The organism is Pseudomonas peradeniyensis, from assembly GCF_014268935.2.
In the GTDB taxonomy this organism is placed as follows: domain Bacteria; phylum Pseudomonadota; class Gammaproteobacteria; order Pseudomonadales; family Pseudomonadaceae; genus Aquipseudomonas; species Aquipseudomonas peradeniyensis.
In genome coordinates this window covers 182,328-205,538 of record NZ_JABWRJ020000001.1, presented here as the reverse complement: position 1 = coordinate 205,538, position 23,211 = coordinate 182,328, and the positions used below count along the sequence as shown (strand labels likewise).

At 64.3% G+C, this 23,211-nt stretch carries 24 protein-coding genes, 2 pseudogenes and 1 riboswitch; of the genes and pseudogenes, 4 read left to right on the top strand and 22 right to left on the bottom strand.

Features of this window, described 5'->3' with window-relative positions:
* Window positions 1-133 precede the first annotated feature (133 nt).
* The gene (locus HU751_RS00875) at window positions 134-553 is read right to left on the bottom strand and encodes a tetratricopeptide repeat protein (RefSeq protein WP_186733781.1); all 420 of its coding nucleotides are present in this window, start codon (window positions 551-553) and stop codon (window positions 134-136) included.
* A 941-nt stretch (window positions 554-1,494) separates the two neighbouring features.
* Here HU751_RS00875 and HU751_RS00870 point away from each other — a divergent pair.
* The 3 genes from HU751_RS00870 (at window position 1,495) to HU751_RS00860 (ending at window position 3,853) form a co-directional block, all read left to right on the top strand.
* Window positions 1,495-1,719, top strand: a complete 225-nt coding sequence (locus tag HU751_RS00870; RefSeq protein WP_050704563.1) for a hypothetical protein — start codon at window positions 1,495-1,497, stop codon at window positions 1,717-1,719.
* Between the two features lie 244 nt (window positions 1,720-1,963).
* The gene (locus HU751_RS00865) at window positions 1,964-2,446 is read left to right on the top strand and encodes a hypothetical protein (protein WP_186733782.1); all 483 of its coding nucleotides are present in this window, start codon (window positions 1,964-1,966) and stop codon (window positions 2,444-2,446) included.
* Between the two features lie 144 nt (window positions 2,447-2,590).
* Entirely contained in the window at window positions 2,591-3,853 is a 1,263-nt protein-coding gene (locus tag HU751_RS00860; protein ID WP_186733783.1) for an OmpP1/FadL family transporter, read from the top strand.
* Window positions 3,854-4,044: 191 nt separating this feature from the next.
* Here HU751_RS00860 and HU751_RS26750 read toward each other — a convergent pair whose 3' ends face one another.
* From HU751_RS26750 to cobO, 19 genes and pseudogenes are all read right to left on the bottom strand, one after another.
* On the bottom strand, window positions 4,045-4,386 hold the full coding sequence (locus HU751_RS26750) for a hypothetical protein (protein ID WP_225933300.1): 342 nt from the start codon (window positions 4,384-4,386) through the stop codon (window positions 4,045-4,047).
* A 258-nt stretch (window positions 4,387-4,644) separates the two neighbouring features.
* Window positions 4,645-4,929: pseudogene (locus HU751_RS27095) on the bottom strand (RHS repeat-associated core domain-containing protein); the annotation flags it as partial.
* Between the two features lie 84 nt (window positions 4,930-5,013).
* Window positions 5,014-5,184: pseudogene (locus HU751_RS00850) on the bottom strand (glutathione peroxidase); the annotation flags it as partial.
* 19 nt (window positions 5,185-5,203) lie between these two features.
* Window positions 5,204-6,091 carry an RHS repeat-associated core domain-containing protein gene (locus HU751_RS00845; protein WP_186733785.1) on the bottom strand — a complete coding sequence of 296 codons (888 nt, stop codon included), beginning with the start codon at window positions 6,089-6,091 and terminating at the stop codon, window positions 5,204-5,206.
* A gap of 100 nt (window positions 6,092-6,191) precedes the next feature.
* Window positions 6,192-6,752 carry a glutathione peroxidase gene (locus HU751_RS00840; RefSeq protein WP_186733786.1) on the bottom strand — a complete coding sequence of 187 codons (561 nt, stop codon included), beginning with the start codon at window positions 6,750-6,752 and terminating at the stop codon, window positions 6,192-6,194.
* A gap of 46 nt (window positions 6,753-6,798) precedes the next feature.
* The gene (locus tag HU751_RS26980) at window positions 6,799-6,921 is read right to left on the bottom strand and encodes a hypothetical protein (protein WP_264082593.1); all 123 of its coding nucleotides are present in this window, start codon (window positions 6,919-6,921) and stop codon (window positions 6,799-6,801) included.
* The gene (locus HU751_RS00835) at window positions 6,918-8,120 is read right to left on the bottom strand and encodes an MFS transporter (RefSeq protein ID WP_186733787.1); all 1,203 of its coding nucleotides are present in this window, start codon (window positions 8,118-8,120) and stop codon (window positions 6,918-6,920) included. Before HU751_RS00835 ends, HU751_RS26980 begins: the two co-directional genes overlap by 4 nt.
* 64 nt (window positions 8,121-8,184) lie before the next feature.
* Complete coding sequence (locus HU751_RS00830; RefSeq protein ID WP_050704557.1) at window positions 8,185-8,589, bottom strand: MarR family winged helix-turn-helix transcriptional regulator; 405 nt, start codon at window positions 8,587-8,589, stop codon at window positions 8,185-8,187.
* Between the two features lie 42 nt (window positions 8,590-8,631).
* Window positions 8,632-9,822: a glycoside hydrolase family 5 protein gene (locus tag HU751_RS00825; RefSeq protein ID WP_186733788.1), complete on the bottom strand. Its 1,191-nt coding sequence runs from the start codon at window positions 9,820-9,822 to the stop codon at window positions 8,632-8,634.
* A 255-nt stretch (window positions 9,823-10,077) separates the two neighbouring features.
* Window positions 10,078-10,812, bottom strand: coding sequence for an adenosylcobinamide-GDP ribazoletransferase (locus HU751_RS00820; RefSeq protein WP_186733789.1), 735 nt, complete (start codon window positions 10,810-10,812; stop codon window positions 10,078-10,080).
* 1 nt (window position 10,813) lies between these two features.
* Window positions 10,814-11,383, bottom strand: coding sequence for an alpha-ribazole phosphatase family protein (cobC, locus tag HU751_RS00815; protein ID WP_186733790.1), 570 nt, complete (start codon window positions 11,381-11,383; stop codon window positions 10,814-10,816).
* Entirely contained in the window at window positions 11,380-12,435 is a 1,056-nt protein-coding gene (cobT, locus tag HU751_RS00810; RefSeq protein WP_186733791.1) for a nicotinate-nucleotide--dimethylbenzimidazole phosphoribosyltransferase, read from the bottom strand. The genes cobC and cobT overlap by 4 nt, the downstream gene beginning before the upstream one ends.
* Window positions 12,432-12,953, bottom strand: coding sequence for a bifunctional adenosylcobinamide kinase/adenosylcobinamide-phosphate guanylyltransferase (cobU, locus tag HU751_RS00805; protein WP_186733792.1), 522 nt, complete (start codon window positions 12,951-12,953; stop codon window positions 12,432-12,434). The genes cobT and cobU overlap by 4 nt, the downstream gene beginning before the upstream one ends.
* Window position 12,954: 1 nt before the next feature.
* Window positions 12,955-14,409, bottom strand: a complete 1,455-nt coding sequence (locus HU751_RS00800) for a cobyric acid synthase (RefSeq protein WP_186733793.1) — start codon at window positions 14,407-14,409, stop codon at window positions 12,955-12,957.
* The gene (gene cobD / locus HU751_RS00795) at window positions 14,406-15,398 is read right to left on the bottom strand and encodes a threonine-phosphate decarboxylase CobD (protein ID WP_186733794.1); all 993 of its coding nucleotides are present in this window, start codon (window positions 15,396-15,398) and stop codon (window positions 14,406-14,408) included. Before cobD ends, HU751_RS00800 begins: the two co-directional genes overlap by 4 nt.
* Window positions 15,391-16,299, bottom strand: a complete 909-nt coding sequence (gene cbiB, locus HU751_RS00790) for an adenosylcobinamide-phosphate synthase CbiB (protein WP_186733795.1) — start codon at window positions 16,297-16,299, stop codon at window positions 15,391-15,393. Before cbiB ends, cobD begins: the two co-directional genes overlap by 8 nt.
* Window positions 16,296-16,946 (bottom strand): 5,6-dimethylbenzimidazole synthase, encoded by a 651-nt coding sequence (bluB, locus tag HU751_RS00785; protein WP_186733796.1) that lies wholly within the window; start codon window positions 16,944-16,946, stop codon window positions 16,296-16,298. Before bluB ends, cbiB begins: the two co-directional genes overlap by 4 nt.
* Window positions 16,943-18,238: a cobyrinic acid a,c-diamide synthase CobB gene (locus tag HU751_RS00780; protein WP_186733797.1), complete on the bottom strand. Its 1,296-nt coding sequence runs from the start codon at window positions 18,236-18,238 to the stop codon at window positions 16,943-16,945. Before HU751_RS00780 ends, bluB begins: the two co-directional genes overlap by 4 nt.
* On the bottom strand, window positions 18,235-18,846 hold the full coding sequence (gene cobO, locus HU751_RS00775) for a cob(I)yrinic acid a,c-diamide adenosyltransferase (protein ID WP_028690903.1): 612 nt from the start codon (window positions 18,844-18,846) through the stop codon (window positions 18,235-18,237). The genes HU751_RS00780 and cobO overlap by 4 nt, the downstream gene beginning before the upstream one ends.
* Before the next feature lie 112 nt (window positions 18,847-18,958).
* A riboswitch (cobalamin riboswitch) is annotated at window positions 18,959-19,177 on the bottom strand.
* A gap of 152 nt (window positions 19,178-19,329) precedes the next feature.
* On the opposite strand from cobO, the gene HU751_RS00770 reads away from it, so the two are divergent.
* A complete protein-coding gene (locus tag HU751_RS00770) occupies window positions 19,330-19,908 on the top strand; it encodes a hypothetical protein (RefSeq protein ID WP_186733798.1) in 579 nt (192 codons plus the stop codon).
* An 11-nt stretch (window positions 19,909-19,919) separates the two neighbouring features.
* Here the strand turns inward: HU751_RS00770 and HU751_RS00765 are convergent, their stop codons facing one another.
* Both HU751_RS00765 and HU751_RS00760 read right to left on the bottom strand, forming a co-directional pair.
* Complete coding sequence (locus HU751_RS00765) at window positions 19,920-22,490, bottom strand: dermonecrotic toxin domain-containing protein (RefSeq protein ID WP_186733799.1); 2,571 nt, start codon at window positions 22,488-22,490, stop codon at window positions 19,920-19,922.
* 139 nt (window positions 22,491-22,629) lie between these two features.
* Window positions 22,630-23,163: a C40 family peptidase gene (locus tag HU751_RS00760; RefSeq protein ID WP_186733800.1), complete on the bottom strand. Its 534-nt coding sequence runs from the start codon at window positions 23,161-23,163 to the stop codon at window positions 22,630-22,632.
* Window positions 23,164-23,211 lie beyond the last annotated feature (48 nt).

The following is a 23,211-nucleotide window of genomic DNA, read 5'->3' as shown; positions in this document are numbered from 1 at the left end:
GGCCTTGTGCTGCGAAAGGGGTGCGAAGCGGCCCCAGCGATCTTTGCGTCAACGCTGAACCCTGGGGCCGTTGCACGGCCCTTTCGCGGCACAAGGCCGCTCCTACAGGGGGAACGCGAGGATTGATACTCCGCTAACCACCGAACCACTGGCGCAACAACCGCCGCGCCTCTTGCGAGCCCTGCCCCGCCGCCAGCTCCAGCCAGTAGCGAGCCTGCTCCGGCTCCTGGGCCTGGCACAAGCGGCCATATTCCAACTGGGCCCGGCGATCGCCGGCGCGGGCCGCCTGGCGCAGCAGTTCATGGCCGATGCGCCGGTCGCGGGCATTGCCGCAGTCGCGGCAGAGCATCTGCCCCAGGCGGCTCTGGGCCACCACCACGCCCTGGCGCGCCGGCTGCTTGAGCATGCGCCCGGCCAGGTGCTTGACGCTGGGTTTATCGCCCAGGCGTGGGCTATCGAGCAGCCACAGGGCCACTTTCAGGGAAAAGCGCTTGGGGGAAGGCAGCGATGACGAGGCATCAGGACTGGCGAAGTGTTTACCGCGAAGCTTCATGACCAACAGCAAGGGTGACTCGAGAGGCGCGCCACTCTACTCCATTTTTTGTGGACTGGCCCGAGCGACTTTCGGCTGATCGACATTTTTTTCCATGATTTTTTCTTGACGTTTTCCCAGGGAAAATGCCCATGCCACCCTCACCCACCAATTGTCGGACAATCGATGAAACAGCTGGCACGCCCGTACTAGAGCAAGCGCCCGGGACAATCCACAGAACCTGTGGATAACTCGGTGGACAACCCCTTGAGGCAGCCCGCAAACCCCTGTGAAATGGGGCTTTCAGTCAAACTGTCGATTTTTTCACCAGCATAAATTAGTGTTTTTTTTCATTGACTTAAGCCCCCAGTCAAGTCATTGGCGAGCCGTCCACAGGATGTTGCAGGAGGGTTACAACTGTTCAGCCGAGTGTGTACAACTGCACCAACAAACGGCATCGCAGTGCACGAAAACGGTACAGACGGGCAATTGGGCGGGCATTTCCCCCTCTTCACAGCAGGCGCGATTGACGACATAATGGTCGGCTTCCCGCCAGAAAAGCCAAAAGCTTGCCAACCCCGAAAAGTTCGTGTAGGGTTGCGCCCCGTTAGTACCCAGCTGAAGTCATTCTGGCCACTCAGTCCCTGCAGCCCAACGCTCCACAACGAGCAGACGCTGCCCCATCGGGACCGGCCCATTCGATGATTCACTCGGCAGACCCTGCCCAGCACGAATCACGTTTCAGATTGATCAGGATCTTCCCCGACGCCCAGAACCCTGGTGTCGGTGTGTCGCCTGCCTTCTGTCGTACCTACCAGTCAGCCCAGCGCCCACCTAATGCATGCGCCCCTCTGGCTGCCCTGTTCCAGTCAGGTTCTGCGTCTCCTTAATAAAGACGTCACTGGAACGTTTCTATTGTGCACGGATCAAACACCGTGTCTTACGCAGGAACATCCAACAATATGAGTAACCATCAACAGATCCAGGCTGCCTTTGGCACCCTTTCCCAGGCCTTCGCCCCACTGAAGTGCCTTATCGTTGCCCCTCGCAAGGGCAGCTTCAGCTTCACCCTGGTCGACGAGCATGGCATCGCCTGCCACAGCGAGCGCCTCTACCCGGAACAATACAACCGGGCCGAACCGCTGCAGGCGGTGATCGAGCGTACCCGCCAGTCGCTGACCGCATGAACGAATGGCGGGTGATTCACGCCATGAATACGCCATGCAACACCCAGCCTGAAGGTAATTGGCCTAATCGCCAGCGGGCATATGCCCCGCGCCTTCGGGCTGCAATCGATTTAAAAACAGCCCTTTACACCACAGTTATCACACTACACTTCAACTCGAGCGGCTCCTGCCGCTTCCGGCGGGCCTGACCACTCACCAGCTGCCAAGCTCCAGCGCCCGTCGGCCCTTTTCAGCAGAGGGCATCATGGGCATCGCTGCGAACGAGTTGAGTCGATATGTGATCCGGCCGACCCTGATCTACCTGGGTCGCCACTGCGAAAGCGCCGAAGCTTTGTTACTGGGCGTTGCCGCGAGCCAGTCTGCGCTGGGGGCTGCCCTGCATGACCGACGTGGCCATGGGCTCTACAGGATCGGTGGGAATCGTCACCGTTGCCTGTGGGACGAATACCTGGCCCGTGACCCCGAACTAGCCAGCCTGGTGCGTGGCCTGGCCAGCCAGCACGCCTTCCTCGGCGGCCCGCACCTCGAGCTGACCGTCAACCTGCGCTACGCCACCGCCATTGCCTGGATGCTGATCGAAGAGCAGGCCCTGCCCTTGCCGGCGGCCGACGATCTGCTGGGCCTGGCGCGGATCTGGCGGCAGACCTTCCAGCCCCAGGGGCGCCTGCGGGATTTCACCCAGGCCTGGCACCATTGCATCGAGCCGATGCTGGCCCCCGCCTCCTGAGCTAACGCGTCCTACAACCGGAATAAACGGAATTTTGGTCGGATTGTCCTACAAAACCGCTCTATCTCCTGCGTTTCAGCCTATGGCGCAGCGCGGCATTTGTTGGTAGCTTTCCGCCTCGGAGATCCCAAGGAGTTTCTAATAATGAAAAAAGTATTGCTCAAAACCTCTCTCGGTATTGCCGTTGCCTTCGCTTCCAGCCACTTGCTCGCCAGCGGTTTCGCGCTGAACGAACAAAGTGTCAGCGGCATGGGAACAGGTTTTGCGGGGCGTTCTTCTTCTGCCGATGATGCCAGCACCGTTTACGGAAACCCGGCAGGTATGTCACGCCTCAAGCGTCAGGAAGTCACCGTAGGTGGCGCAGCCATTTTCGCCAAGTCCGATATCTCGGGCCGCGGCAGCAACCTCGGGGGAGAAACCGACGGAGACATGGTCCCGACCGTCGGCGTGCCGATGGGCTACTACGTCAAGCCGATCGATGACCACTGGGCTGTCGGTTTCGGCGTCTACGTGCCGTTCGGCCTGGTCACCGACTACGGCAGCGGCGACGCCGCGCGCTATTGGGGCAAGAAGAGCCATGTCGAAGTGGTGACCTTCCAGCCCACCATCAGCTATGCCTTCAACGACAAGGTGTCGATCGGCTTCGGCCCGACCATCAACCGCATCAAGGGCGAGCTGGGTTCGAACATCGTCAACCGCTTCACCCCTGGCCGCAACGATGGCGAAGTGAAGATCAAGGGTGACGACACCGCCGTCGGCTACAACATCGGTATCCTGGTCCAGGCCACCGACCACACCCGCCTCGGCCTGACCTACCACTCGATGGTGGACTACAAGCTCGAAGGCAACACCAAGGTCAACAGCGCCCTGATCGGACCGTACAGCGGCAGCAAGTTCGATGCCGAACTGAAGATCAAGACCCCTGAGTCGGTAGACTTCTCGGTCACCCACGAGCTCGACGACCAGTGGACCCTGTACGCTGGCACCACCTTCACGCGCTGGAGCCGCCTGAAGGACATCACCGTCGACAACGAAGTCCCAGCGGCGCTGCGCGCCCAGTTCGGCACCATCACCGAAGAGCAGAACTGGCATGACACCTGGGCAGGCGCTGTTGGTGCCTCCTACAAGGTGAACAAGCAGTGGACCCTGCGTACCGGCTTCTCGGTCGACCAGTCGCCGACCAACAACCAGGACCGGTCGCCACGCATCCCCACGGGCGATCGCAAGATCTTCAGCCTGGGTGCCGGCTGGAGCCCGAACGACGATATGACCATCGACGTGGCCTACTCCTACCTGTGGGAGGAAGACACCAAGGTCAACCTGGCAAGCCCGACCAAGGGTACCTACCAGGCCAAGTACGAAAACAGCGCTCACGGCGTTGGTGCTTCGCTGACCTACCGCTTCTGAGTCACTGCCGCAGCATGAAAAAACCGCCCTCGTGGCGGTTTTTTCATGCCTGCACAGGCCATTGCTCGCCCAAATCCATGAGCATGAACTTCACCTCACACCCCAACGAGCGTGCGCCGATAGAGTAAAGTCGTCACCCGGCCCCTGGGATTTGGACGAACCTCTCGATTTTGAGTGTCTCCGAAAGGTGCTCAATTGCTTTCGCGTAATAGCGTGCCCGCTTCACTATTACCAGGTGGAACTGCCGAAGAACCACTACCTGCATTCAATGCCTGCATTTCGACACTATTGTCCGACTGCCCGCCATTAGCACTTGGCGTAGACCTAGACATGTAAACTGCACCACTGGCACTTGCAATCTGTAAACCAATCACATAACTGGTACCAAACCCATATAACCATTGTTCAGTAGCATTCATTGGCAAAGAGCCAGCCACCCCACTTAAACGTAATGTCCTCGCCGCTCCGGCGCCGAAGGCATGGACAGTTGCTGCGCCAAAGTTAGCAATCGCTGCCACTGGGTTAGAGCTCATCAGTCTAAATCCAGCCGTTGCATGAGCAAGGGCAAAAGTATATGAAGTATACTCCCATCCCTGTGCAGCATCACCTACCCACGAGGGTTCTACCGCCGGGGACTCAGAATACGAGTTATAAGCTTGCGTCGAGCTCGATATTTGGTAACTACCCTCAGATCCAGTAGCGTTACGGAACATATTACCTCGAAGATTCCAGTCAGGGCCACCAATCTTCGGCAAAGTATAATTACGTCTAGGCGCACGACCAGTACGATCCTGATAGTTTATCGGATCTCCCGCACAATAGGCGTACGCATTGATGCCTCCTTTTGCGAACGGACTCAACGAATCCGGAGATATAAACCGCATCAAACGCGGGGTGTAACTGCGATGTCCACTACCCAGGTAGTAAGCTCCCGTCAATGCCTCACGGAGTTGCCCACAGTATGCCAACCGTGGGCCAGTAGCTGCTGACAATTCACCATAAGGCGGATAGCTTCGAGCAGTACCTGCCGACGCAAGAACGGAATATTGCTGGTCGCATGCCGTTAGATAGTTCATTGCCATGATGCCCTCCGGGTGAGCGCGATGTTTCAGCAAGGTTGAACCACTTCGCCACCGAGGGAAACTGGCAAAAATATCAGGTCATTGTCGGCCCACGCAGGACCTATAGCCCTCGCAGTCATCCGGCTTGGTCAGGCTGGAGAAATTGCCGATCATCTTGCCCTTGCGGTCCACCCCGTACTTGTAGAAGTTCCACTTCGGCGCGCTGCTCTGCCGGGCCAGTTCGACGAACAGCGGGATCTCGTCCTTGCCGCCCCTCTCGGGAACATGCTCAAAGTTTTGAGAGTAGATTCTCCCTGGCATCACCCTCGCGAGTAGCTTGATTTAAAGTTCTAGTTTCTTGCATTTCGATCATCGTATCCGGTTTTTTTACCGCTACACCACCGCCCCCCGAAGAAATACCAAACGCAAAACTAGAAGTTAACCCTTGTGCAATCTTTGCAAAAACACTAAATGATTCGTAAGGAATCTGAGTAAATATCACATCACCATCAGCGGCATTACCTTTCCCCCACATAAAATAATCCGTAACCGCTACTGCTGTACCTCCGGCATTGGTGACGAATGCGAATCCATGAGCACCCGCTTCCTTGAAATTGCCTTTTCTGAATGCTTTCATGGCGAACCACCCATGAGCAATGGTCATACCCGCCGAAGCAACCCCTATGCCTTTCGACAACATAGAGTCATCCACTCCCGAGACACCTGGTGTCGAGGCTCCGGCAGGCAAATCATAAGTTAGCGTTGAACCATATCCTTCAGAACCAGGAGCACTAGAAAACATTTGACTTCTAATTGACCCATTCCCAGGCGCCCAGCCATCAGGAATTTTCGCCCCTCTACCAGTTGGCCACCTACCATTCCGATCCTGATAGTTCACCGGATCTCCAGCACAGTAGACATACGCATTCATGCCTCCCCTGCCAAACGGACTCAACGCATCTGGAGATAAAAAGCGCATCAAGCAGGGATCGTAACTTCGATGCCCATTCCCCAAGTGATAAAGCCCCATCAAAGATTCACGCACCTGGCCGACATACGCCAGCCGCGGCCCCGTAGCCGATGGCAATGCACCATAAGGCGTGTAGCCCCGGGCAGCACCTGCCGACACCAGAACGGAATGTTGCTGGTCGCATGCCGTTAGATAGTTCATTGCCATGATGCCCTCCGGGCGAGCGCGATGTTTCAGCAAGGCTGAACCACTTCGCCACCGAGGGAAACTGGCAAAAATATCAGGTCATACTAAAGCCACGCCGGACCTATTGCCCCACAGGTTGCGAAGCAATCGCCTTGTCGATCGCCGCCCTGAACGCCGGATCATCCGGCTTGGTCAGGCTGGAGAAATTGCCGATCACCTTGCCCTTGCGGTCCACCACGTACTTGTAGAAGTTCCACTTCGGCGCGCTGCTCTGCCGGGCCAGCTCGACGAACAGCGGAATCGCGTCCTTGCCGCGCACCGGCTGGGCCTTGGTCATGGTGAAGGTCACGCCGTAGTTGGCGTAGCAGACCTTGGCGGTCTTGTCGCTGTCGGCGTCTTCCTGCTTGAAGTCGTTGGACGGCACACCGAGCATTTCCAGGCCCTGCTCGCGGTAGTCCTTGTAGGTCGCCTCGAGGCCTTCGAACTGCGGGGCGAAGCCGCAGTAGCTGGCGGTGTTGATCACCACCAGCGGCTTGCCGGCGAAGCGCTGGCACAGGTCGATCTGCTCCTTGCCGCGCAGCTCCGGCAGGCTGCCCTGGAGCAGCGCCGGGCAGTCGGCCGCCCAGCTCGAAGTGGCGGCGGCCAGGGCCAGCAGGGGTAGGGTCAGCCAGCGGGCATGCATGATAGCGATCTCCTGCACATGATTCCTTGACTGTGCAGGGTAGCGCTTAACACAGGCTCATGCCCAACTGCATCAACGCCAGCCCGCCCTTGTGCCAGCCCCACCACACCAGCGCCAGCACCAGCACGGCGGCGACCAGCAGCAGGCCACGCCCGAACAGGCGGTTCATGCGGCCTGGGCCTGCAGGCGAGCGACCGGACGCTCGCGCACCGGCCAATTGAGGGCCGCGGCCAGCAGGCTGAGCAGGATCGAGATCTGCCATACCAGGTCGTAGCTGCCGGTCTGGTCATAGACCACCCCGCCCAGCCAGCCACCCAGGAACGCGCCCAACTGGTGGAACAGGAACACGATGCCGCCGAGCATCGACAGGTTGCGCACGCCGAACAGCGTGGCCACGGTACCATTGGTCAATGGCACCGTGGACAGCCACAGCAGGCCCATGGCGATACCGAACAGGTAGGCGCTGAACTGGGTCACCGGTGCCCAGAGGAACAACACGATGACCACGGCGCGCAGCAGGTACAAGCCGGTCAACAGGCGCGGCTTGGACATGCGCCCACCGAGCCAGCCGGCGGTGTAGGTGCCGACGATATTGAACAGGCCGACCAGCGCCAGCACAGTGGTGCCGGTGATCGCCGGCAGGTGTTGGTCGACCAGGTAGGCCGGCAGGTGCACGCCGATGAACACCACCTGGAAGCCGCAGACGAAAAAGCCCAGTGCCAGCAGCCAGAAACCGGAGTGCGAACAGGCCTCGCGCAGCGCCTGGCCGAGGCTCTGCTCGGCGCCATGGCTGGGCAGCGGGCGGTCGCGCAGCATACCTACGAACGGCACGATCAACGCCACCATCAGGCCCAGCACCAGCAACGCCGCCGACCAGCCCAGCCACTGGATCAGGCCGAGGGTGCCAGGGAGCATGGCGAACTGGCCGAAGGAGCCGGCGGCGCTGGCGATGCCCATGGCCATGCTGCGTTTTTCCGCCGGCACGGCGCGCCCGACCACGCCGAGGATCACCGAGAACGAGGTGCCGGACAGGCCAATGCCGATCAGCAGGCCGGCGCTCAGCGACAGCGACCAGGCCGAGTCGGCCATGCCCATCATCACCAGGCCGGCGGTGTAGAGAATGCCGCCGATCACCACCACCTTGGCCGCGCCCAGGCGGTCGGCAAGGGCGCCGGTGAACGGCTGGGCCAACCCCCAGATCAGGTTCTGCAAGGCGATGGCGAAGGCGAACACTTCGCGGCCCCAGCCGAATTCGGCACTCATCGGCGCCAGGAACAGGCCGAAACCATGTCGCACCCCCAGCGACAACGCCAGGATCAGCGCCGCCCCCAGAAGTACCCAACCGCTGCTCCGCCAAAGGGAAGTCATTGTCGTTGTCTCCAGCCCATCGCAAGGTTGATGCGGGTATATACCCGCTTTCTATCGTAGCCGTTCAGGCAAGCTGCTCCAGCAAGCGCACCAACTCGTCACGCTGGCTTTCACCCAGCCGTTCCACCAACTGCGCCTGGGCCTGCTGCCAGGCCGGGTAGGCGGCGTCCAGACGCGCCCTGCCCGCTTCGCTCAGCAGCACCACGCGGTTGCGCTGGTCATCGCCGTCGGCAAGACGCACCAGGCCATCGGCCTCGAGCACCTTGAGGTTACGGCCCAGGGTGCTGCGCTCAAGGCCCATGGCCTCGGCCAGGCAGGTGATGCTGGGGCGGTCGAGGCGCTGCACATGGCGCAGCAGGGAAAACTGGGCGACATTGATGCCGAAGCCGGCAAGGGCCTCGTCGTAATGCCGGCTCACCCCACGGGCGGCACGACGCAGATGGGTACAGATGCATTCACTGGTCAGCATGGTTACGTGTATATACCCGCATTATGGATGTTGCAAGAGATTTCACGGTGTCGGTTCAGGCTGCAGGCGCTGGCGGATCGGCTCGAACTCGGCCGTGACCTTGCGCGGCAAAGGGTCCGGCGCGGCGTTTTCGATGGCTTGCCAATAGCGCCACGGCACCTTGGCCGAACCCAGCTCGTAATCCATGCCGTCCCAACTGTCCTCGCGGAAGCTGTAGAAGGCCCAATGCAGTTGCTGGCGGTCCAGCACCGTGAGCACATCCTCCAGATACTGCCGGCACCCGGGCAGCCGGCGCATGCAGCCGAACTCTCCCACCACCAGCCGCGAACGCGGCAACTTGATCGAATCGGCCCAGTCCACCGGTTGCTGTAGATAGCGGGCTACCTGCTCGGCATCCCACTGCCGGGTCTGCCCGGCAAACGGCACAGGCCCCGGATAGGCGAAGGGTTGCTTGCGGGCAAGATTAGGCGCACTGGTGGCGGCATAGGGTTCGTACATGTGCACGCTGTACAGCACACGCTCATCCGCCAGCACCTTGGGCCAGTAGCCGAAGGCATCGGCGGCGGCATACCAGCCGGCATCGACCATGATCGGCGTCTTGCCGTCGACCTCACGGATCGCCGCCAGCAACTGCCGATAGAGCGCCGGCAGGTCACGCGCACCGCCCTGCTCGCGGGCGTACCACTGCTTCATCCGATCAAGGTCGGCGTGCTCGGCCAGACCGCCATGCTTCTCGGGCGCGGGCTCGTTGATGAGATTGTAGGCGGCAACGGCCGGGTGGTCCTTGAGGGCCTGGGCAACGTCTCGCCAGAAGCGGGCGGACTGGGTCCAGTAACGCTTGTCCTGCCATAGCCGGTCGTCGAAGCGATTCTGGTTGTTCTGCGCCCAGCGCATGCCGGGGAGCGACAGCGGTGTGATGACCACCTTGAGGCCGGCGGCGTGGGCGCGGTCCAGCACCGCAATGAGCTGCTTCAGGTCGGCGTCGGCCAGGCCCTGGTAATCGTCGGCGTTGCCCAGCAGGAAATCGCGTTCGGCCGGCTGCCATTTATCGTAGGAGAGGCGCACCCAGCTGGCGCCGTAGCCTTTCAGGGCAGCGAAGTAGGCTTGGTTCGGGGGCAGGCGATTGAAGCTGTTGCCGCCGTGGCGGGGGGTGTTCCAGAAATCGATCAGGTCGGCGGCGGTGGCGGGTATGGCGGTCAGGGCCAGCAGGCTGGCGAGTATCCAGTGGTGCATGGCGGGGGTTCCTGGTGGTTTTGGGGAACGAACGAAGATAGACGCAATGGTTGCGGAAGGTTTCCGGGATCTATGTAAGACACGTCCCGTTGTAGGAGCGGCCTTGCCGAGGCGTCGGACCGGTCGGAAAGGGGTGCGAAGCGTCCCCTAGATTCGGGCATCAAGCTGATATCGCCGGGGCCGCTTTGCGGCCCTTTCCGACCGGTCCGACGCCTCGGCAAGACCGCTCCTACAGGGGGACGTGTCAGCCTGAAGCTATGCGCATAGTGCCAGGGTAACCACCACCGTCAATTCCAGCAGTTCCAACAGCGCCCCGGCCGTATCTCCTGTGGTTCCACCCAAGCGACGGCACATCAGCTGACGCAGCCACACGAACACCACCAACGCCGCCAGCAGCGGCCACAGCACCGCCCAGCCCCCGAGCGCCAGGCAGGCCAACGCACAGCCCAGCAATACCCAGATCGCGCCGCGCCGGGGCAGGTGTTCGGCCAAGGCCGCACCCAGTCCGCCCGCACGCACGTAAGGCGTGCCGAGAAACAGCCCAAGCATCGCCGCCCGCCCCACCACCGGCGCCAGTACCAGCAGGCCGCCAGCGCCCCGCTCGACCAGCACCCAGAGGGCGCAGAACTTCAGCAGCAATACCAGCACCAGCGTGACCACGGCAATCGGCCCGCTGCGCGGGTCCTTCATGATCTGCAAGGTACGCTCGCGATCACCGAAGCCCCCCAGCCACGCATCGGCACTGTCGGCCAGGCCATCCAGGTGCAGCGCGCCGCTGAGCAGCACCCACAGCACCAGCAGCAAGGCCGCGTGCAACGGCGCCGCAGTGCCTTGCAACAGATGGCTGGCCAGCCACAGCAACAGGCCGAACAGCAGCCCCACCAGCGGATAGCACAGCAGAGAGCGCCCCATCTCCTGGGGTTCCGGCATGCCCGGCAAGCGTACCGGCAGGCTGCTGAGGAACTGCAGGGCGATCCAGAACGGCAGCATCTCAACCCACCTCGCGCATCTGGCCGTCGTGATCCAGCATCAGACGCGCCAGCGCGCCGTGCCCGATTTCGACCTGCAGCAACTGCTCACGCGGCAAGCCACGTGCCCGCGCCAGCAACAGCCGCATCACCCCGCCATGGGTGACCAGCAGCACGCGCTGGCCTGCATACACGCTGCGCAAACCCTCGACCGCCGCCAGCACCCGTTCGGCAAAGGCCAGCACCGGCTCGCCGCCCGGCGGGGTGAAGGCATAGGGGTCATTCCAGAACTGCCCCAGGGCATCGGCGTCAACCTGCATGATCTGCGCGGCGCTTTGCCCTTCCCACTCGCCGAAGTGCAACTCGCGCACACCGGCCTCGCGCAGCACCGGCAGGTTCAGGCGCGCACCCAGTTCATCGGCGAACGCCGCGCAGCGCTGCAACGGCGAACTGACCAACACGTCCCAGGGGCCGGCGTCGGCGACGGCCTGGCGCATCTGCGCCCAGCCGGTTTCGGTCAGGGCGTCATCGAGGCTGCCGCGCAGGCCGCCTCCCAGTTCCGTCTCGCCATGACGCAGCAGTTCGAGGATCATGCCGGGCGATCCGCCACCGCCGCCTCGGCGAAGGTCGCCATCTGTCCGTGCAGCGCGCAGGCCAGGCGGATCAGCGGCACCGCCAGCGCCGCGCCGCTGCCCTCGCCCAGGCGCAGCCCCAGGGCCAGCAGCGGCTCGGCCTCCAGGGCCGCCAGCAGGGCCTTGTGACCCGGTTCGGCGCCCTGGTGGGCGAACAGCAGCCAAGGGCGGCACTGCGGATTGAGGCGTACCGCCACCAAGGCGGCGACACTGCAGATGAAGCCATCGACCAGCACCGCCACGCCATGCTGGGCGCACGCCAGGTAGGCACCGGCCAGGGCGGCGATCTCGAAGCCGCCGACACAGGCCAGCGCCTTCAGCGGCTGGTCGGCACGCAGACCGTGCAGCACCAGGGCACGCTCGATCACTTCGGCCTTGTGCCGCACGCCAGCGCTGTCCAGGCCGGTGCCCGGGCCGCTCAGCTCGCGCGCCGGGCAGCCCAACAAGGTGCTGGCCACAGCCGCCGCTGCAGTGGTGTTGCCGATGCCCATTTCGCCGCCGATAAACAGCTGGGCGCCGTTGTCGAGTGCGCGCAAGGCGCTGTCGCGACCGGCCTGCAGCGCCGCAGCCAGTTGCGCGTCGGTCATCGCCGGCTGACGGGAGAAGTTGGCCGTGCCGGCTCCAAGATTCAGGTGATGGACACCGGGCAGTTGCAACGTCGGGTCGACAGTACCGAGGTCAACCACCTCAAGGTCTGCGTCCAGCTGGCGCGCCAGCACGCTGATCGCCGCGCCACCACCGACGAAGTTGCGCAGCATCTGCCCGGTCACCGCCTGCGGGTAGGCGGAGATACCCTCCTCCACCACGCCATGGTCACCGGCGAAGATCGTGATGGCGACCCGCTCCAGGCTGGGACGCTCGCGCCCTTGCAGGCCGGCCAGGCGGATCGCCAGGCCTTCGAGCTGGCCGAGGGAACCGGCGGGTTTGGTCAGCTGCTGCTGACGGGCGCGGGCCTGATCCATGGCGGCGGTGTCGAGGGGTTGGCAGGCGTCACGCCACCAGATCTGGGTCATAGGGCAGGTCCTTTGAGCATGAGAGGAAGGCCGGCCACGGTCAGCACCACGCGCTGGCAGCGTTCGGCCACGGCCTGGTGCAGCGTGCCCGCCAGGTCGACGTAGCGACGGGTCAGTTCGCCCATGGGCACAACGCCCAGGCCGGTTTCGTTGCTGACCAGGACAAGGGTGCCCGGCAGCTGTTCCAGGCAATCGAGCAGCGCATCGCGCTCCTGCGCCAGGCGCAGGTCATCCTCGAGCATCAACAGGTTGGTCAGCCACAGGGTCAGGCAGTCCACCAGCAGGCAGCGCCCTTCGGCGGCTTCGGCGCGCAGCACATCAGCCAGCGCCACGGGCTCCTCGACCAGCCCCCAATGGACCGGACGGCGCTCGCGGTGCAGACGCACGCGTTCATTCATCTCGCCATCCAGCGGCTGGCTGGTGGCGATGTAGGTCACCGGCAGGCCGCTGGCCCCGGCCAGTTGTTCGGCCAGGCGGCTCTTGCCCGAACGGGCACCGCCGAGAATCAGGTTGCGCATGTCAGGCGACTCCACACAGTTGGCGCAGGCGCGCGGTGTCCAGGTGCTGCTCGACCAGGTCGGCCAGGCGCTCGATATCGCGTTCGCGCAGGGCCTCGTAGTCGATGGGCTGCACCTCGGCCAGACCCGCCCAGCGCAGCAGCGCGGCGCACGACTGTGTGCCCTCGAACAGGCCATGCAGGTAGGTGGCGAGAATCTGCCCGTCGGCGCTGATGGCACCGTCGACGCGGCCATCGGCCAGTTGCACCGCCGGACGCTCCAGTGCCGGGCCCTGGGTAACCCCGGCATGGATCTCGTAACCCGACACCGGCGCCTGCTCGAGATCGAGCGTGCCGGTCACGTTGCGCAGCTGCTTCTCGGCCTCCAGCACGGTGCTGTAGGCGAGCAGGCCGAGACCGGCGCTGGAGCCGGCGGGCCCTTCCAGGCCCAGTGGATCGTGCACCTGCTCGCCGAGCATCTGCAGGCCGCCGCAGATGCCGATGAGCTTGCCGCCGTAGCGCAGGTGCCGGGCGATGGCGGTGTCCCAGCCACGCTCGCGCAGTTGCGCCAGATCGCCGCGCACGCTCTTGGAGCCTGGCAGGATGATCAGGTCGGCGGGCGGGATCGGCTGGCCCGGGCCGATGAACTGCAGGTCCACCTGCGGATGCAGGCGCAGCGGGTCGAAGTCGGTGTGGTTGCTGATCCGTGGCAGCACCGGGACGATCACCTTGAGCAGGCGCTCGCCCTTCGCCCCCTGGCGGGTATCGATTCCGTCCTCGGCCTCCAGGTGCAGGTCGGTGACATAGGGCAGCACGCCCAGCACCGGCTTGCCGGTGCGCTGCTCCAGCCAGTCAAGGCCCGGTTGCAGCAAGGCGATGTCGCCACGGAAACGGTTGATGACAAAACCCTTGACCCGCGCCTGCTCGCTCGCCGACAGCAGCTCCAGGGTGCCGACCAGGTGGGCGAACACGCCGCCCCGGTTGATATCGGCCACCAGGATCACCGGGCAGTCGACCGCCTCGGCGAAGCCCATGTTGGCGATGTCGCCGGCACGCAGGTTGATCTCCGCCGGAGAGCCGGCGCCTTCGACCATCACCACCGGGTAGGCTTCGCTCAGGCGCTCGTGGGACGCCAGCACCGCCTGCATGGCGATGGCCTTGTAGTCGTGGTAGGCGACGGCGTTCATGCTGGTCACCGCGCGGCCATGGACGATCACCTGGGCGCCGGTGTCGCTGTTGGGCTTGAGCAGCACCGGGTTCATGTCGGTGTGCGGCGCCAGCCGGCAGGCCTGGGCCTGCACTGCCTGGGCGCGACCGATCTCGCCGCCGTCGGCGGTCACGGCGCTGTTGAGCGCCATGTTCTGCGGCTTGAACGGCACCACGGCGATGCCCTGGCGCAGCAGCCAGCGGCACAATGCGGTCACCAGCGTGCTCTTGCCGGCATCGGAGGTGGTGCCTTGCACCATGAGGGTGGTCATGCCGATTCCTTCTGGTAGTCCGCCAGGGCCTGGGCCAGGCGTTGTTCATCGGCGGCCGTGGCGGGCAGGCCAAAACGCAGCGCGGGCGGCTGCTCGAACTGGCGCACCAGGATGCCGCGGCGGGCGAGAAAGTCATGCAGGTGCGCGGCGCGCTCATCACGCACGTACTGGAACAGGTCGCAGCCACCGCTGGGTGTCAGGCCTGCGCCGTCGAGCAACGAGGCCAGGCGCTGGCTGGCCTGGGCGCAACGGGCAATCTGCGCCTGATGCGCCGTGTCATCGACGAAACAGGCCTGCCCCAGCACTCGGGTCGGGCCGCTGACGGTCCAGGGCCCGAGCGCTTCGGCCAGGCGCCGCAGCACATCGGGCTGGGCAACGACAAAGCCCAGCCGCACACCAGCCAGGCCAAAGAACTTGCCAAACGAGCGCAACACGATCAAGCCCGGTTGCCCGGCCTGCTCGACCACGCTGTGTTCGGGCGTGTTGTCCATGAAGGCTTCGTCCACCAGCAGCCAGCCACCACGCTCGGCCAGACGCGCATGCCAGGCCAGCAGGCGTTCGCGGGTCACCCGTCGACCAGTGGGGTTGTTGGGGTTGACCAGCACCAGGACGTCGAGGCTGTCGAGCACGTCCTCGACCTCGCTCTCGTCCAGCTCGACCAGCGTGTGCCCTGCCCGTGCCCAGGCATGCGGGTGCTCGGCATAGCACGGCGAGAGGACCCCGACCCGCCCGGTCGGGCGCAGGTACGGCAAGGCCTGGATCGCCGCCTGGGAACCGGCCACCGCCAGTAGCGGCTGCGCGCCATAGTACTGCCGCGCCGCCGCCTCCAGGCCGTCCTCAGTCTCCGGCAAGCGGGCCCAGGCCTCCAGCGGAATCGACGGTATCGGGTAGGACCATGGCGCGATACCGCTGGACAGGTCGAGCCACTGCTCCCGAGGGATGGCGTACTGTTTCACCGCCCGCAGCAGGCGGCCACCGTGTTCAAGCATTCAGATAGGCTCCCACGCAGATCAACAGCACCCACAGCCACACGCCGCGCTGCACCAGGCTCCAACCGCGCTCGATGGCATCGGCGTCGGCCATCGGCCCTTCACCCAGGCGCGGCCGTTCGTGCAGCTCGCCGTGATACACCGCCGGGCCGCCCAGTTCCACGCCCAGCGCGCCGGCCCCCGCCGCCATCACCGGGCCGGCGTTGGGGCTGTCCCACAGCGGCGCCTGGTTGCGCCAGCAGGCCAGGGCCAGGCGGGTCTTGCCCAGCAGCGCATAGGTCAGCGCCACCAGCCTGGCGGGAATATAGTTCAGCCCATCGTCGATGCGCGCCGCGCACCAGCCGAAGCGTTCGAAGCGCTCGTTGCGGTAGCCCCACATGGCATCCAGGGTATTGCTCAGGCGGTACAGCACCACCCCCGGCGCACCGGCCACGACGAACCAGAACAGCGCGGCGAACACCGCGTCGCTGCCGTTTTCAAGCACCGATTCGGTGGCCGCCCGGGCCACGGCGGGCTCGTCCAGCTCGCGGGTCTCGCGGCTGACCAGGTAACCGACGCGCCGCCGCGCCTCGCCCAGGTCACCTTGGCGCAACGCCTGGGCCACCGGCAGCACATGCTCGCCCAGGCTACGCAGGCCCAGGGCGCAGTACAGCGCCAGCACATCCACCAGCCAGCCGATGTACGGCAGCCAGGACAGGATCAGCGCCAGCAGGGTCAGCGGCACCACCGCCAGGAACCACGCGGTGACGCCATGGCTGCGCCAACCGCGCCCACCGGCGTTGAAGCGTTGTTCCAGGCGCGAGGCGAAGTTGCCAAACCCCACCAGCGGATGCCGCCGGCGCGGCTCGCCCAGCAGCGCATCCAGGGCCACGCCCGCCACGGTCAGCAAGGCCACGCTCATGGGCGCTCTCCCCAATGGTTCTCGTACAGCATCTCGCTCAAGGGCCGTTGCTCGGCCCACTCCTCCAGCACCAGCATCGGTGCCGGATAGAATTCGGTCACCGGCCCCAGGCACAGCACCGCCATGGGCTTGGCGCCAGCGGGCATGCCCAGTAGCTCGGCCAGGGCCTGGGGGTCGAACAGCGACACCCAGCCCATCCCCAGCCCCTCGGCGCGTGCCGCCAGCCACAGGTTCTGGATGGCGCAGGCCAGCGAGGCCAGGTCCATCTCGGGCAGGGTGCGGCGGCCGAAGACGTGCGCCTCGCGCTTGTCCATCAACGCGGCCACCAGCACTTCGGCGCAGTCGTTGATGCCTTCGACCTTGAGCTTCATGAACTCGTCGGAGCGCTCGCCCAAGGCCTCGGCGGTGCGCACCCGCTCCTGCTCCACCAGCGCCTGGATCCGCTCGCGCAATGCACGCTGGCTGATACGGATGAAGCGCCACGGCTGCATCAGGCCAACGCTGGGCGCCTGGTGGGCGGCGGCGAGCAGGCGCCCGAGCAGCTCGGGGGCCACCTCCCCCCCGGCGAAATGGCGCATGTCGCGGCGTTCGCCAATGGCCCGATAAATGGCCTGGCGCTCGGCTTCGCTGTAGGCGTGTCGGCTCATGGTCGCAGCAGCGCCGCCGCCGCGTCGGGGTTGGAAGGGAAATAGAAGTGCACGTAGGAGGCGGTCAGGCGCCCCAGGCGGTAGACCGCCTCGTTGCCCCGGCCACCGTTGGGGCTCAGGCCACGGGCGATCGGCGCCAGCTCGGTGCTGGTCAGCGAATGATGGTAAGTGTGGCCACGCAGGGTGCCTTCGGGCAGTTCGACCGCCTGCAGGGCCAGGGCCGCCAGGCGCTTCTGCATGGTCGCCTCGCCCGGCAGCAGGCCCAGCAGCGCGGCGCGCTCGCCTGCCACGTCGGTCAGTGCGTCGAGCAGGTAGAGCATGCCACCGCACTCGGCCAGCAATGGCTTGCCGGCGGCATGATGGGCGCGGATCGCTTCCAGCATCGGTGCGTTGGCGGCCAGCGCCTGGTGATGCAACTCGGGGTAGCCACCGGGCAGGTAGAGGCTGTCCACCACGGGCAGCTCGCGGTCATGCAACGGCGAGAAGAACTCCAGCTGCGCGCCAAGGCCGCGCAGCAGGTCGAGATTGGCGCCATAGGTGAAGGCGAAGGCCTCATCACGAGCTACACCGATGCGCACCCCGGTCAACGACGCAGTTACATTCACAGGCTCAGGCCCGGAAAAACGGACCGGTGGCGGCAGCGCGGCATCGCAGCTGGCGCCCAGCGCTTCGGCGGCGGCATCCAGGCGTGCATCCAGGTCGTTCAACTCACTGGCCTGGACCAGGCCTAGGTGACGGCTGGGCAGCTCGATGCCGCGCTCGCGGGACAACCCGCCGTACCAGCGCAGGCCTTCGGTCAGGCTGCCTTCGAGCAGTTGCGCATGGCGCAGGCTGCCGACCCGGTTGGCCAGCACCCCGGCGAACGGCAGGTCGGACTGGTAGCGTGCCAGGCCCAGGGCCAGGGCGCCGAAGGTCTGGGCCATGGCCGTGCCATCGATCACCGCCAGCACCGGAACGCCGAAGTGGCGCGCCAGGTCGGCGCTCGAGGGCGTGCCGTCGAACAGGCCCATCACGCCCTCGATCAGGATCAGGTCGGCCTCACCTGCCGCCTCCCACAGCAGGCGCCGGCTCTCCTCGGCACCGATCATCCACAGGTCGAGCTGGTAGACCGGCGCGCCGCTGGCGCGTTCGAGGATCATCGGGTCGAGAAAGTCAGGCCCGCACTTGAACACCCGCACCTTGCGCCCGAGGTTGCGGTGCAGACGGGCCAGGGCGGCGGTGACCGTGGTCTTGCCCTGGCCCGAGGCCGGGGCGGCGATCAGCACGGCGGGACACTGGCGCGACTCACTCACAGTTCGACGCCCTTCTGCGCGCGGATACCGGCCTGGAAGGCGTGCTTGAGCATGCCCATCTCGGTGACGGTGTCGGCCAGTTCGATCATTTCCGGCTTGGCGGCGCGCCCAGTGACGATCACATGCTGCATCGGCGGACGGGCCTGGATATCGGAAAGCACCTGATCCAGGTCCAGGTAACCGTGCTTGAGGGCGATGTTTAGCTCATCGAGCACGACGAACTGGATAGACGGATCCTGCAGCAACTGCCGCGAGACTGCCCAGGCGGCCTCGGCGGCGGCGATGTCACGCTGGCGGTCCTGGGTTTCCCAGGTAAAGCCCTCGCCCATCACGTGATAGCGCACCTGCTCGGGGAATCGACGGAAGAACAGCTCCTCGCCGGTGCTGTTGCGCCCCTTGATGAACTGCACCACGCCGCACTGCATGCCATGGCCCAGGGCGCGGGCGAGCATGCCGAAGGCCGAGCTGCTCTTGCCCTTGCCATTGCCGGTCAGCACCAGCAGCAGCCCGCATTCGTTGGGGGAATTGGCGATGCGCTCGTCGATGATCGCCTTCTTGCGCTGCATGCGCGCCAGGTGACGTTCGTCGCGTTCGATGGATTCGCTCATCAGGGGTCTCCGCAGGCTGTCGCGGCGGCGGCGACAGATAAAAGGCAGGCAGACGAGGAGCGCGCAGGGGCATGGCAACAGCCACATCGCACCGCGCATCACCCTCCGTGATGCCGTTTGGCAGTGACAGGCCGGTCTCCGGGCTCATGAGCGGGCGCAGGCCCTGGCCACGCGCCTTCCCGGACTTGGAAATCCAGTGGCCTTGCGTAACCGTCGACTCATCTACCGTTGCGGGGGCAGCGCCGGACTCGCGCCTGCTGGCGCCCACCGGCTTCCCAGTTTCACCCTGCCGAGCCGCGGCTCGCAGGGCACCTGAAACACGCCGCGAAGGTTAGAGGGTTGCACCGGGAGCGTCAATCGAACGAGGGCCGATCTGGCCTGGATCAATGGCCGATCCGCCAGCTTGTGCCACACTCAAAGCAGTGATATCACATAGCCACTATTTTTGGCTGACCTCGATCACAATGACAAGGAGAGCGCAGCATGCAAGGCCTGATCATCAACAACCCGCGCCTGGAGTTCCTGCGCCCGGCCCTCGAACGCTGGGTCGACTGCATCGACCGCTTCAACCAGCTGCAGGGCGACAACGAGGCCCCCTACTGGCACGGCACGGCCGCCAACGTCGGCCTGCTCGCCGCTGCTGCCTGGCAGGGTGAGCTGGTGGCGCTGGAGCGGCACATGAGCAAGAAGCAGCGCGACGAGGGCGAGCGCGACGGGCGCTGCGACCTGTCGATCAGCAGCGCCGAGGAGTCGCTGTACCTGCACGCCGGCCAGCGCTGGCCGCGCATCGCGCGCCTCGACCTGACGGCGGCCCTGCAGGAAACCGCCACCCTGGCCAAGCCGATCGCCTATGGCAGCCAGCTCAAGGCCGGGGCGCTGTTCGTCACGCCGTGGAAGGCCGGCCAGCACGCCAGCCCCGAGGAACTGCAGGACCTGGTGGACGACCTGCAGAAACATACGGCCTGTGCGATTGCCTGGTACTTCCCGTATGCCTACCGCAAGCTGCACAACGAACTGGGGCAGTACTACCCGGGGGTGGCGTTGCTGCTCAAGCAGGCATGATCCCCGTCGCCTCAGTTGGCGGCTGCTGCCGGAGGATCTACGGGAAAGAAACGCTCTGCCAGTCCAGGTGTCCTGAAGCGCGCCTTGTAGGCCTGTTCGTCGAACAACAGGCCGGTGCGCAGGTCGTAGACAGGCCCAGCAGCAGGCTTGGGCACCTGGTGGAGCGTGACATGGACGAAGCGATAGTGATCACCGTAGACCTGCTCCAGATTGTCAATTTGGAAATAGTGGCCGGGTAGGAACAGGGTCTCCCCTTCGTCCCAGTAAAGCGAGAATGCACTGATCGGCGTGCCCTCCTGATAACGCCCGAGGGGCAGTTCGAACACTACCGATGTGTCGTCGAACACCCCTGGCAACTGGCCGGGTGCATCGACCGAAGGTTGTGAGGCGAACTCGGCGACCTTGTAGGGGTTCTCGGTAAACGAGGTCAGGTCGGTATTGACCAGCACATCCCCCACCCGCAGCTGGCCATTGCGATAGTGCTGGCCACTGGTGCCACGGGATGCGTGCCCGCCACGATACAGGCTCACCTCGTTGCTCTCGGGTAGCTCGTCCAGGGTATCGGCCAACGCTCGAATGTAATCGTCCTCGTCGTCGTATCGATAAGTACCTGAGCGAAAAACGTCGTTCACCTTGGACTCGTCGCTGGTGTAGTACTCGATCAGGGAGTTGTAGTACTCGCGGCCATAGCGATACGAGTATTGGAGTCGGCCGTCGACCAGCACGCAATCCAGGCCATTGGCATCCACATCAGGCACCTGATCCCGCTCCAGCAGCGGAATAGGGCGAGCCTGAAGCAGCGCTTTCTGACGGCGCAAAGCATTGGCGGAGAACACCTTGCTACGCACATCGTCCACGGCAAGGTGCAGATCCCAGAACCTCGATCTGGTGCTGGACATGCCCCCCACAACGGGCGGCGTCCCCCCGACCAACCGCGGCGGTACCAGTAACTCCCACTCGTTCGCCTCGTTCAGCCGTACCGGGTAAAGAGGGCCGAAAGCAAACGGATTATGGGCCGGCACAACCAGCCAGGTATGCAGCTCATGGTCATACCGCACGCGGTACGACAAACCATTGAGCACGATCCAGCAACTGCCATCGCTTCCCAGCCTGATGCCACGCAAACGCCCGGAGGTCACCTGCTCACCACTGAGCAGCTCGTTGCTCTCCTGCCCTTCGACCAGCAGGGTGGCGGACTGCGACACCTGCCACTGGTCCAGATTGCCATCCAACTCATCGAACGGCACGTCATGGGCCAAAGCGGCAAAACTCGACTGAAACCCCAGATCGACCATGTTCAAGGCCGCGAACAGGCTGTCGAGCATGGCATCGCGCAATGCACTCTTGCGACCCTGCTCGTCGGCGGCATGCAAGGCGGCATCGATATCCAACCCCACCTTGCCCAGGCTGGCCCCCAGCAGCATCAGCGTCATCGGCCAGCCGAGCGGCGCAAAGCCACCGAACACCTTGATGAACGCCGAGAGATAACCACTCCACATCGCCTTGCGAAGTTGGGCGTTGTCCAGCATGGCCGTGGCGTTGTCGTTCATCTCAGTGGTGGCCTGATTGGCCAGGTAGGTGAAGAGGTCCATGGTGATCGGCCGCTTCAGGTAGCCGAGCAACACCAGCGCCGCCTCATCGGTCGCACTGTTGGCGATACTTTGCAGATGCGTCCTGACCGAGTGGGCACGCGAAGGGTCACGGGCATCGGTGTGGGCAGCTGTCACATAGCTGGCCAGGGTGGCGGGATCCTGCAATTGTCCGCGTAGCCACCCAGCCTGATCCTGCTCCGATGCGAAACTCTTGAGCGCCTCGCTTGCCCAGGGGCGATAGAGGAGCGTACGACCACTGCCCACCACAAAGCTGTAGAGGCAACCGCGATCGCCTTGATCCAGCACGTAGCGGAAGACCGAAAAGGGCGTTGTCGAACTGCCCTGCTTGAGCGCGTCCAGCGTCGGCAGCACGCCGGCAGCCAGCCCGTCGGCAATCATTGCCCGCAACGAAGCCCAGTCACTCTCGCTGATTCGCCCTGCGCGAAAGGCGATACTCCCCTGCCCCAACAGGTTGACCTTGGCCAGGACACGAAAATGTTGTGAATAGGTGTTCCAGAATCGCGTGATGTCGGCGCGATAGGCCATCGCGAAGTCCAGCGCCCACAGGTCTTCCTGCACCTTGCTGCCAAGCATCGCCACTTCGTTGCGCTCATCAAAGTGATTGGCCTGCCGCCCCTGCAGATAGAAGCCACCGTACAGATCAAGCTCGTCCGGTGCCTCCTGAAAGTGGGCATCGAAGCGCTTGATCACAAGCTCGGTCAAGGTCATCGACTTCAACGGCGGCCCGCTGTGCTGCCACCCCGTGAAACTGCGGCTGCTGGTGCTGGCAGTGCCGAACTGATGCCACCAGATAAACCGTGGATCGATTGGCTTGCCGGTGTGCTTGAGTACGATGCGCTGCGCGTGCTGGGTTGCCAGCACATAGGGATCGGGGAATTCGCGGACGATTTCGTCCACCAGGCGTACCAGCGGCCGCCCTGCTTCCAATGCGTCGAGACTGCGCTCCACGCGCTCCTTGATCGTGGTCATGACCCGCTCCCGGGATGTCGTTATGGGACGGGCATCCTGGCGCAACGGGCAGGAGGAGGAGCGGTAGAAGCTTGTAGAGTCAGGAACGCCCTGCGGCTCGCCAAAACACTCAGACAGGATTGGCGAAAGCCATCACGGATCAGGGATTCTGCGCCAGATGCCCCGGCGGCAGCACCCGCTTGGCCTGCAGGTAGGCCTTGGACCAATAGCTGTTGGACAGGTAGTCCAGGCGCACGGTGCCGCCCGTCGACGGTGCATGCACGAAGCGCCCTTCGCCGACGTAGATGCCGGCATGGCTGACCTGCGACCCACCGCTGGTGGCGAAGAACACCAGGTCGCCCGACTGTAGCGCATTGATGTCCACATTCGGCGCGCGCATGACGATCATTTCGCGGGTCGAGCGCGGCAGGCTGATGCCCGCCGCGTCACGGTAGACGTAGCCGATCAGGCCGCTGCAATCGAACCCGGAATCCGGCGTGTTGCCACCCCAACGGTACGGCGTGCCCACCAGGCCGATGGCGCGGAACAGCACATCATCAGCCGCAGGCGAGGAAGGCGCTTGATTGAACACCATCGGCGACTTGGCTACCGGTGCCGGTGCGGGCGCACGGCTGGAGCAGGCCGCAAGCAGGGCCACCAGGGAAAGGAATGCGAAGCGCGCCAACATCGCCATGATGCGAACGTCCTGTCGAAAACCCGACGGCCACGGCCGAAGGTAAAA

Excerpts from the sequence above, each read along its gene's own strand:
- HU751_RS00760 (WP_186733800.1), bottom strand. The coding sequence starts at position 23,163 with ATGGCGATGTTGGCGCGCTTCGCATTCCTTTCCCTGGTGGCCCTGCTT.
- HU751_RS00825 (WP_186733788.1), bottom strand. The coding sequence starts at position 9,822 with ATGCACCACTGGATACTCGCCAGCCTGCTGGCCCTGACCGCCATACCC.
- bluB (WP_186733796.1), bottom strand. The coding sequence starts at position 16,946 with ATGAGCCGACACGCCTACAGCGAAGCCGAGCGCCAGGCCATTTATCGG.
- HU751_RS00800 (WP_186733793.1), bottom strand. The coding sequence starts at position 14,409 with ATGACCACCCTCATGGTGCAAGGCACCACCTCCGATGCCGGCAAGAGC.
- HU751_RS00820 (WP_186733789.1), bottom strand. The coding sequence starts at position 10,812 with ATGCTGCCGTTCTGGATCGCCCTGCAGTTCCTCAGCAGCCTGCCGGTA.
- HU751_RS00860 (WP_186733783.1), top strand. The coding sequence starts at position 2,591 with ATGAAAAAAGTATTGCTCAAAACCTCTCTCGGTATTGCCGTTGCCTTC.
- cobC (WP_186733790.1), bottom strand. The coding sequence starts at position 11,383 with ATGATCCTCGAACTGCTGCGTCATGGCGAGACGGAACTGGGAGGCGGC.
- HU751_RS00835 (WP_186733787.1), bottom strand. The coding sequence starts at position 8,120 with ATGACTTCCCTTTGGCGGAGCAGCGGTTGGGTACTTCTGGGGGCGGCG.
- HU751_RS00765 (WP_186733799.1), bottom strand. The coding sequence starts at position 22,490 with ATGACCACGATCAAGGAGCGCGTGGAGCGCAGTCTCGACGCATTGGAA.
- cobD (WP_186733794.1), bottom strand. The coding sequence starts at position 15,398 with ATGCTTGAACACGGTGGCCGCCTGCTGCGGGCGGTGAAACAGTACGCC.
- cobO (WP_028690903.1), bottom strand. The coding sequence starts at position 18,846 with ATGAGCGAATCCATCGAACGCGACGAACGTCACCTGGCGCGCATGCAG.
- HU751_RS00830 (WP_050704557.1), bottom strand. The coding sequence starts at position 8,589 with ATGCTGACCAGTGAATGCATCTGTACCCATCTGCGTCGTGCCGCCCGT.
- HU751_RS00865 (WP_186733782.1), top strand. The coding sequence starts at position 1,964 with ATGGGCATCGCTGCGAACGAGTTGAGTCGATATGTGATCCGGCCGACC.
- cbiB (WP_186733795.1), bottom strand. The coding sequence starts at position 16,299 with ATGAGCGTGGCCTTGCTGACCGTGGCGGGCGTGGCCCTGGATGCGCTG.
- HU751_RS00840 (WP_186733786.1), bottom strand. The coding sequence starts at position 6,752 with ATGCATGCCCGCTGGCTGACCCTACCCCTGCTGGCCCTGGCCGCCGCC.
- HU751_RS00870 (WP_050704563.1), top strand. The coding sequence starts at position 1,495 with ATGAGTAACCATCAACAGATCCAGGCTGCCTTTGGCACCCTTTCCCAG.
- HU751_RS00770 (WP_186733798.1), top strand. The coding sequence starts at position 19,330 with ATGCAAGGCCTGATCATCAACAACCCGCGCCTGGAGTTCCTGCGCCCG.
- HU751_RS26980 (WP_264082593.1), bottom strand. The coding sequence starts at position 6,921 with ATGAACCGCCTGTTCGGGCGTGGCCTGCTGCTGGTCGCCGCCGTGCTG.
- HU751_RS00845 (WP_186733785.1), bottom strand. The coding sequence starts at position 6,091 with ATGGCAATGAACTATCTAACGGCATGCGACCAGCAACATTCCGTTCTG.
- HU751_RS00875 (WP_186733781.1), bottom strand. The coding sequence starts at position 553 with ATGAAGCTTCGCGGTAAACACTTCGCCAGTCCTGATGCCTCGTCATCG.
- cobT (WP_186733791.1), bottom strand. The coding sequence starts at position 12,435 with ATGACCCAGATCTGGTGGCGTGACGCCTGCCAACCCCTCGACACCGCC.
- HU751_RS26750 (WP_225933300.1), bottom strand. The coding sequence starts at position 4,386 with ATGAGCTCTAACCCAGTGGCAGCGATTGCTAACTTTGGCGCAGCAACT.
- cobU (WP_186733792.1), bottom strand. The coding sequence starts at position 12,953 with ATGCGCAACCTGATTCTCGGCGGTGCCCGTTCGGGCAAGAGCCGCCTG.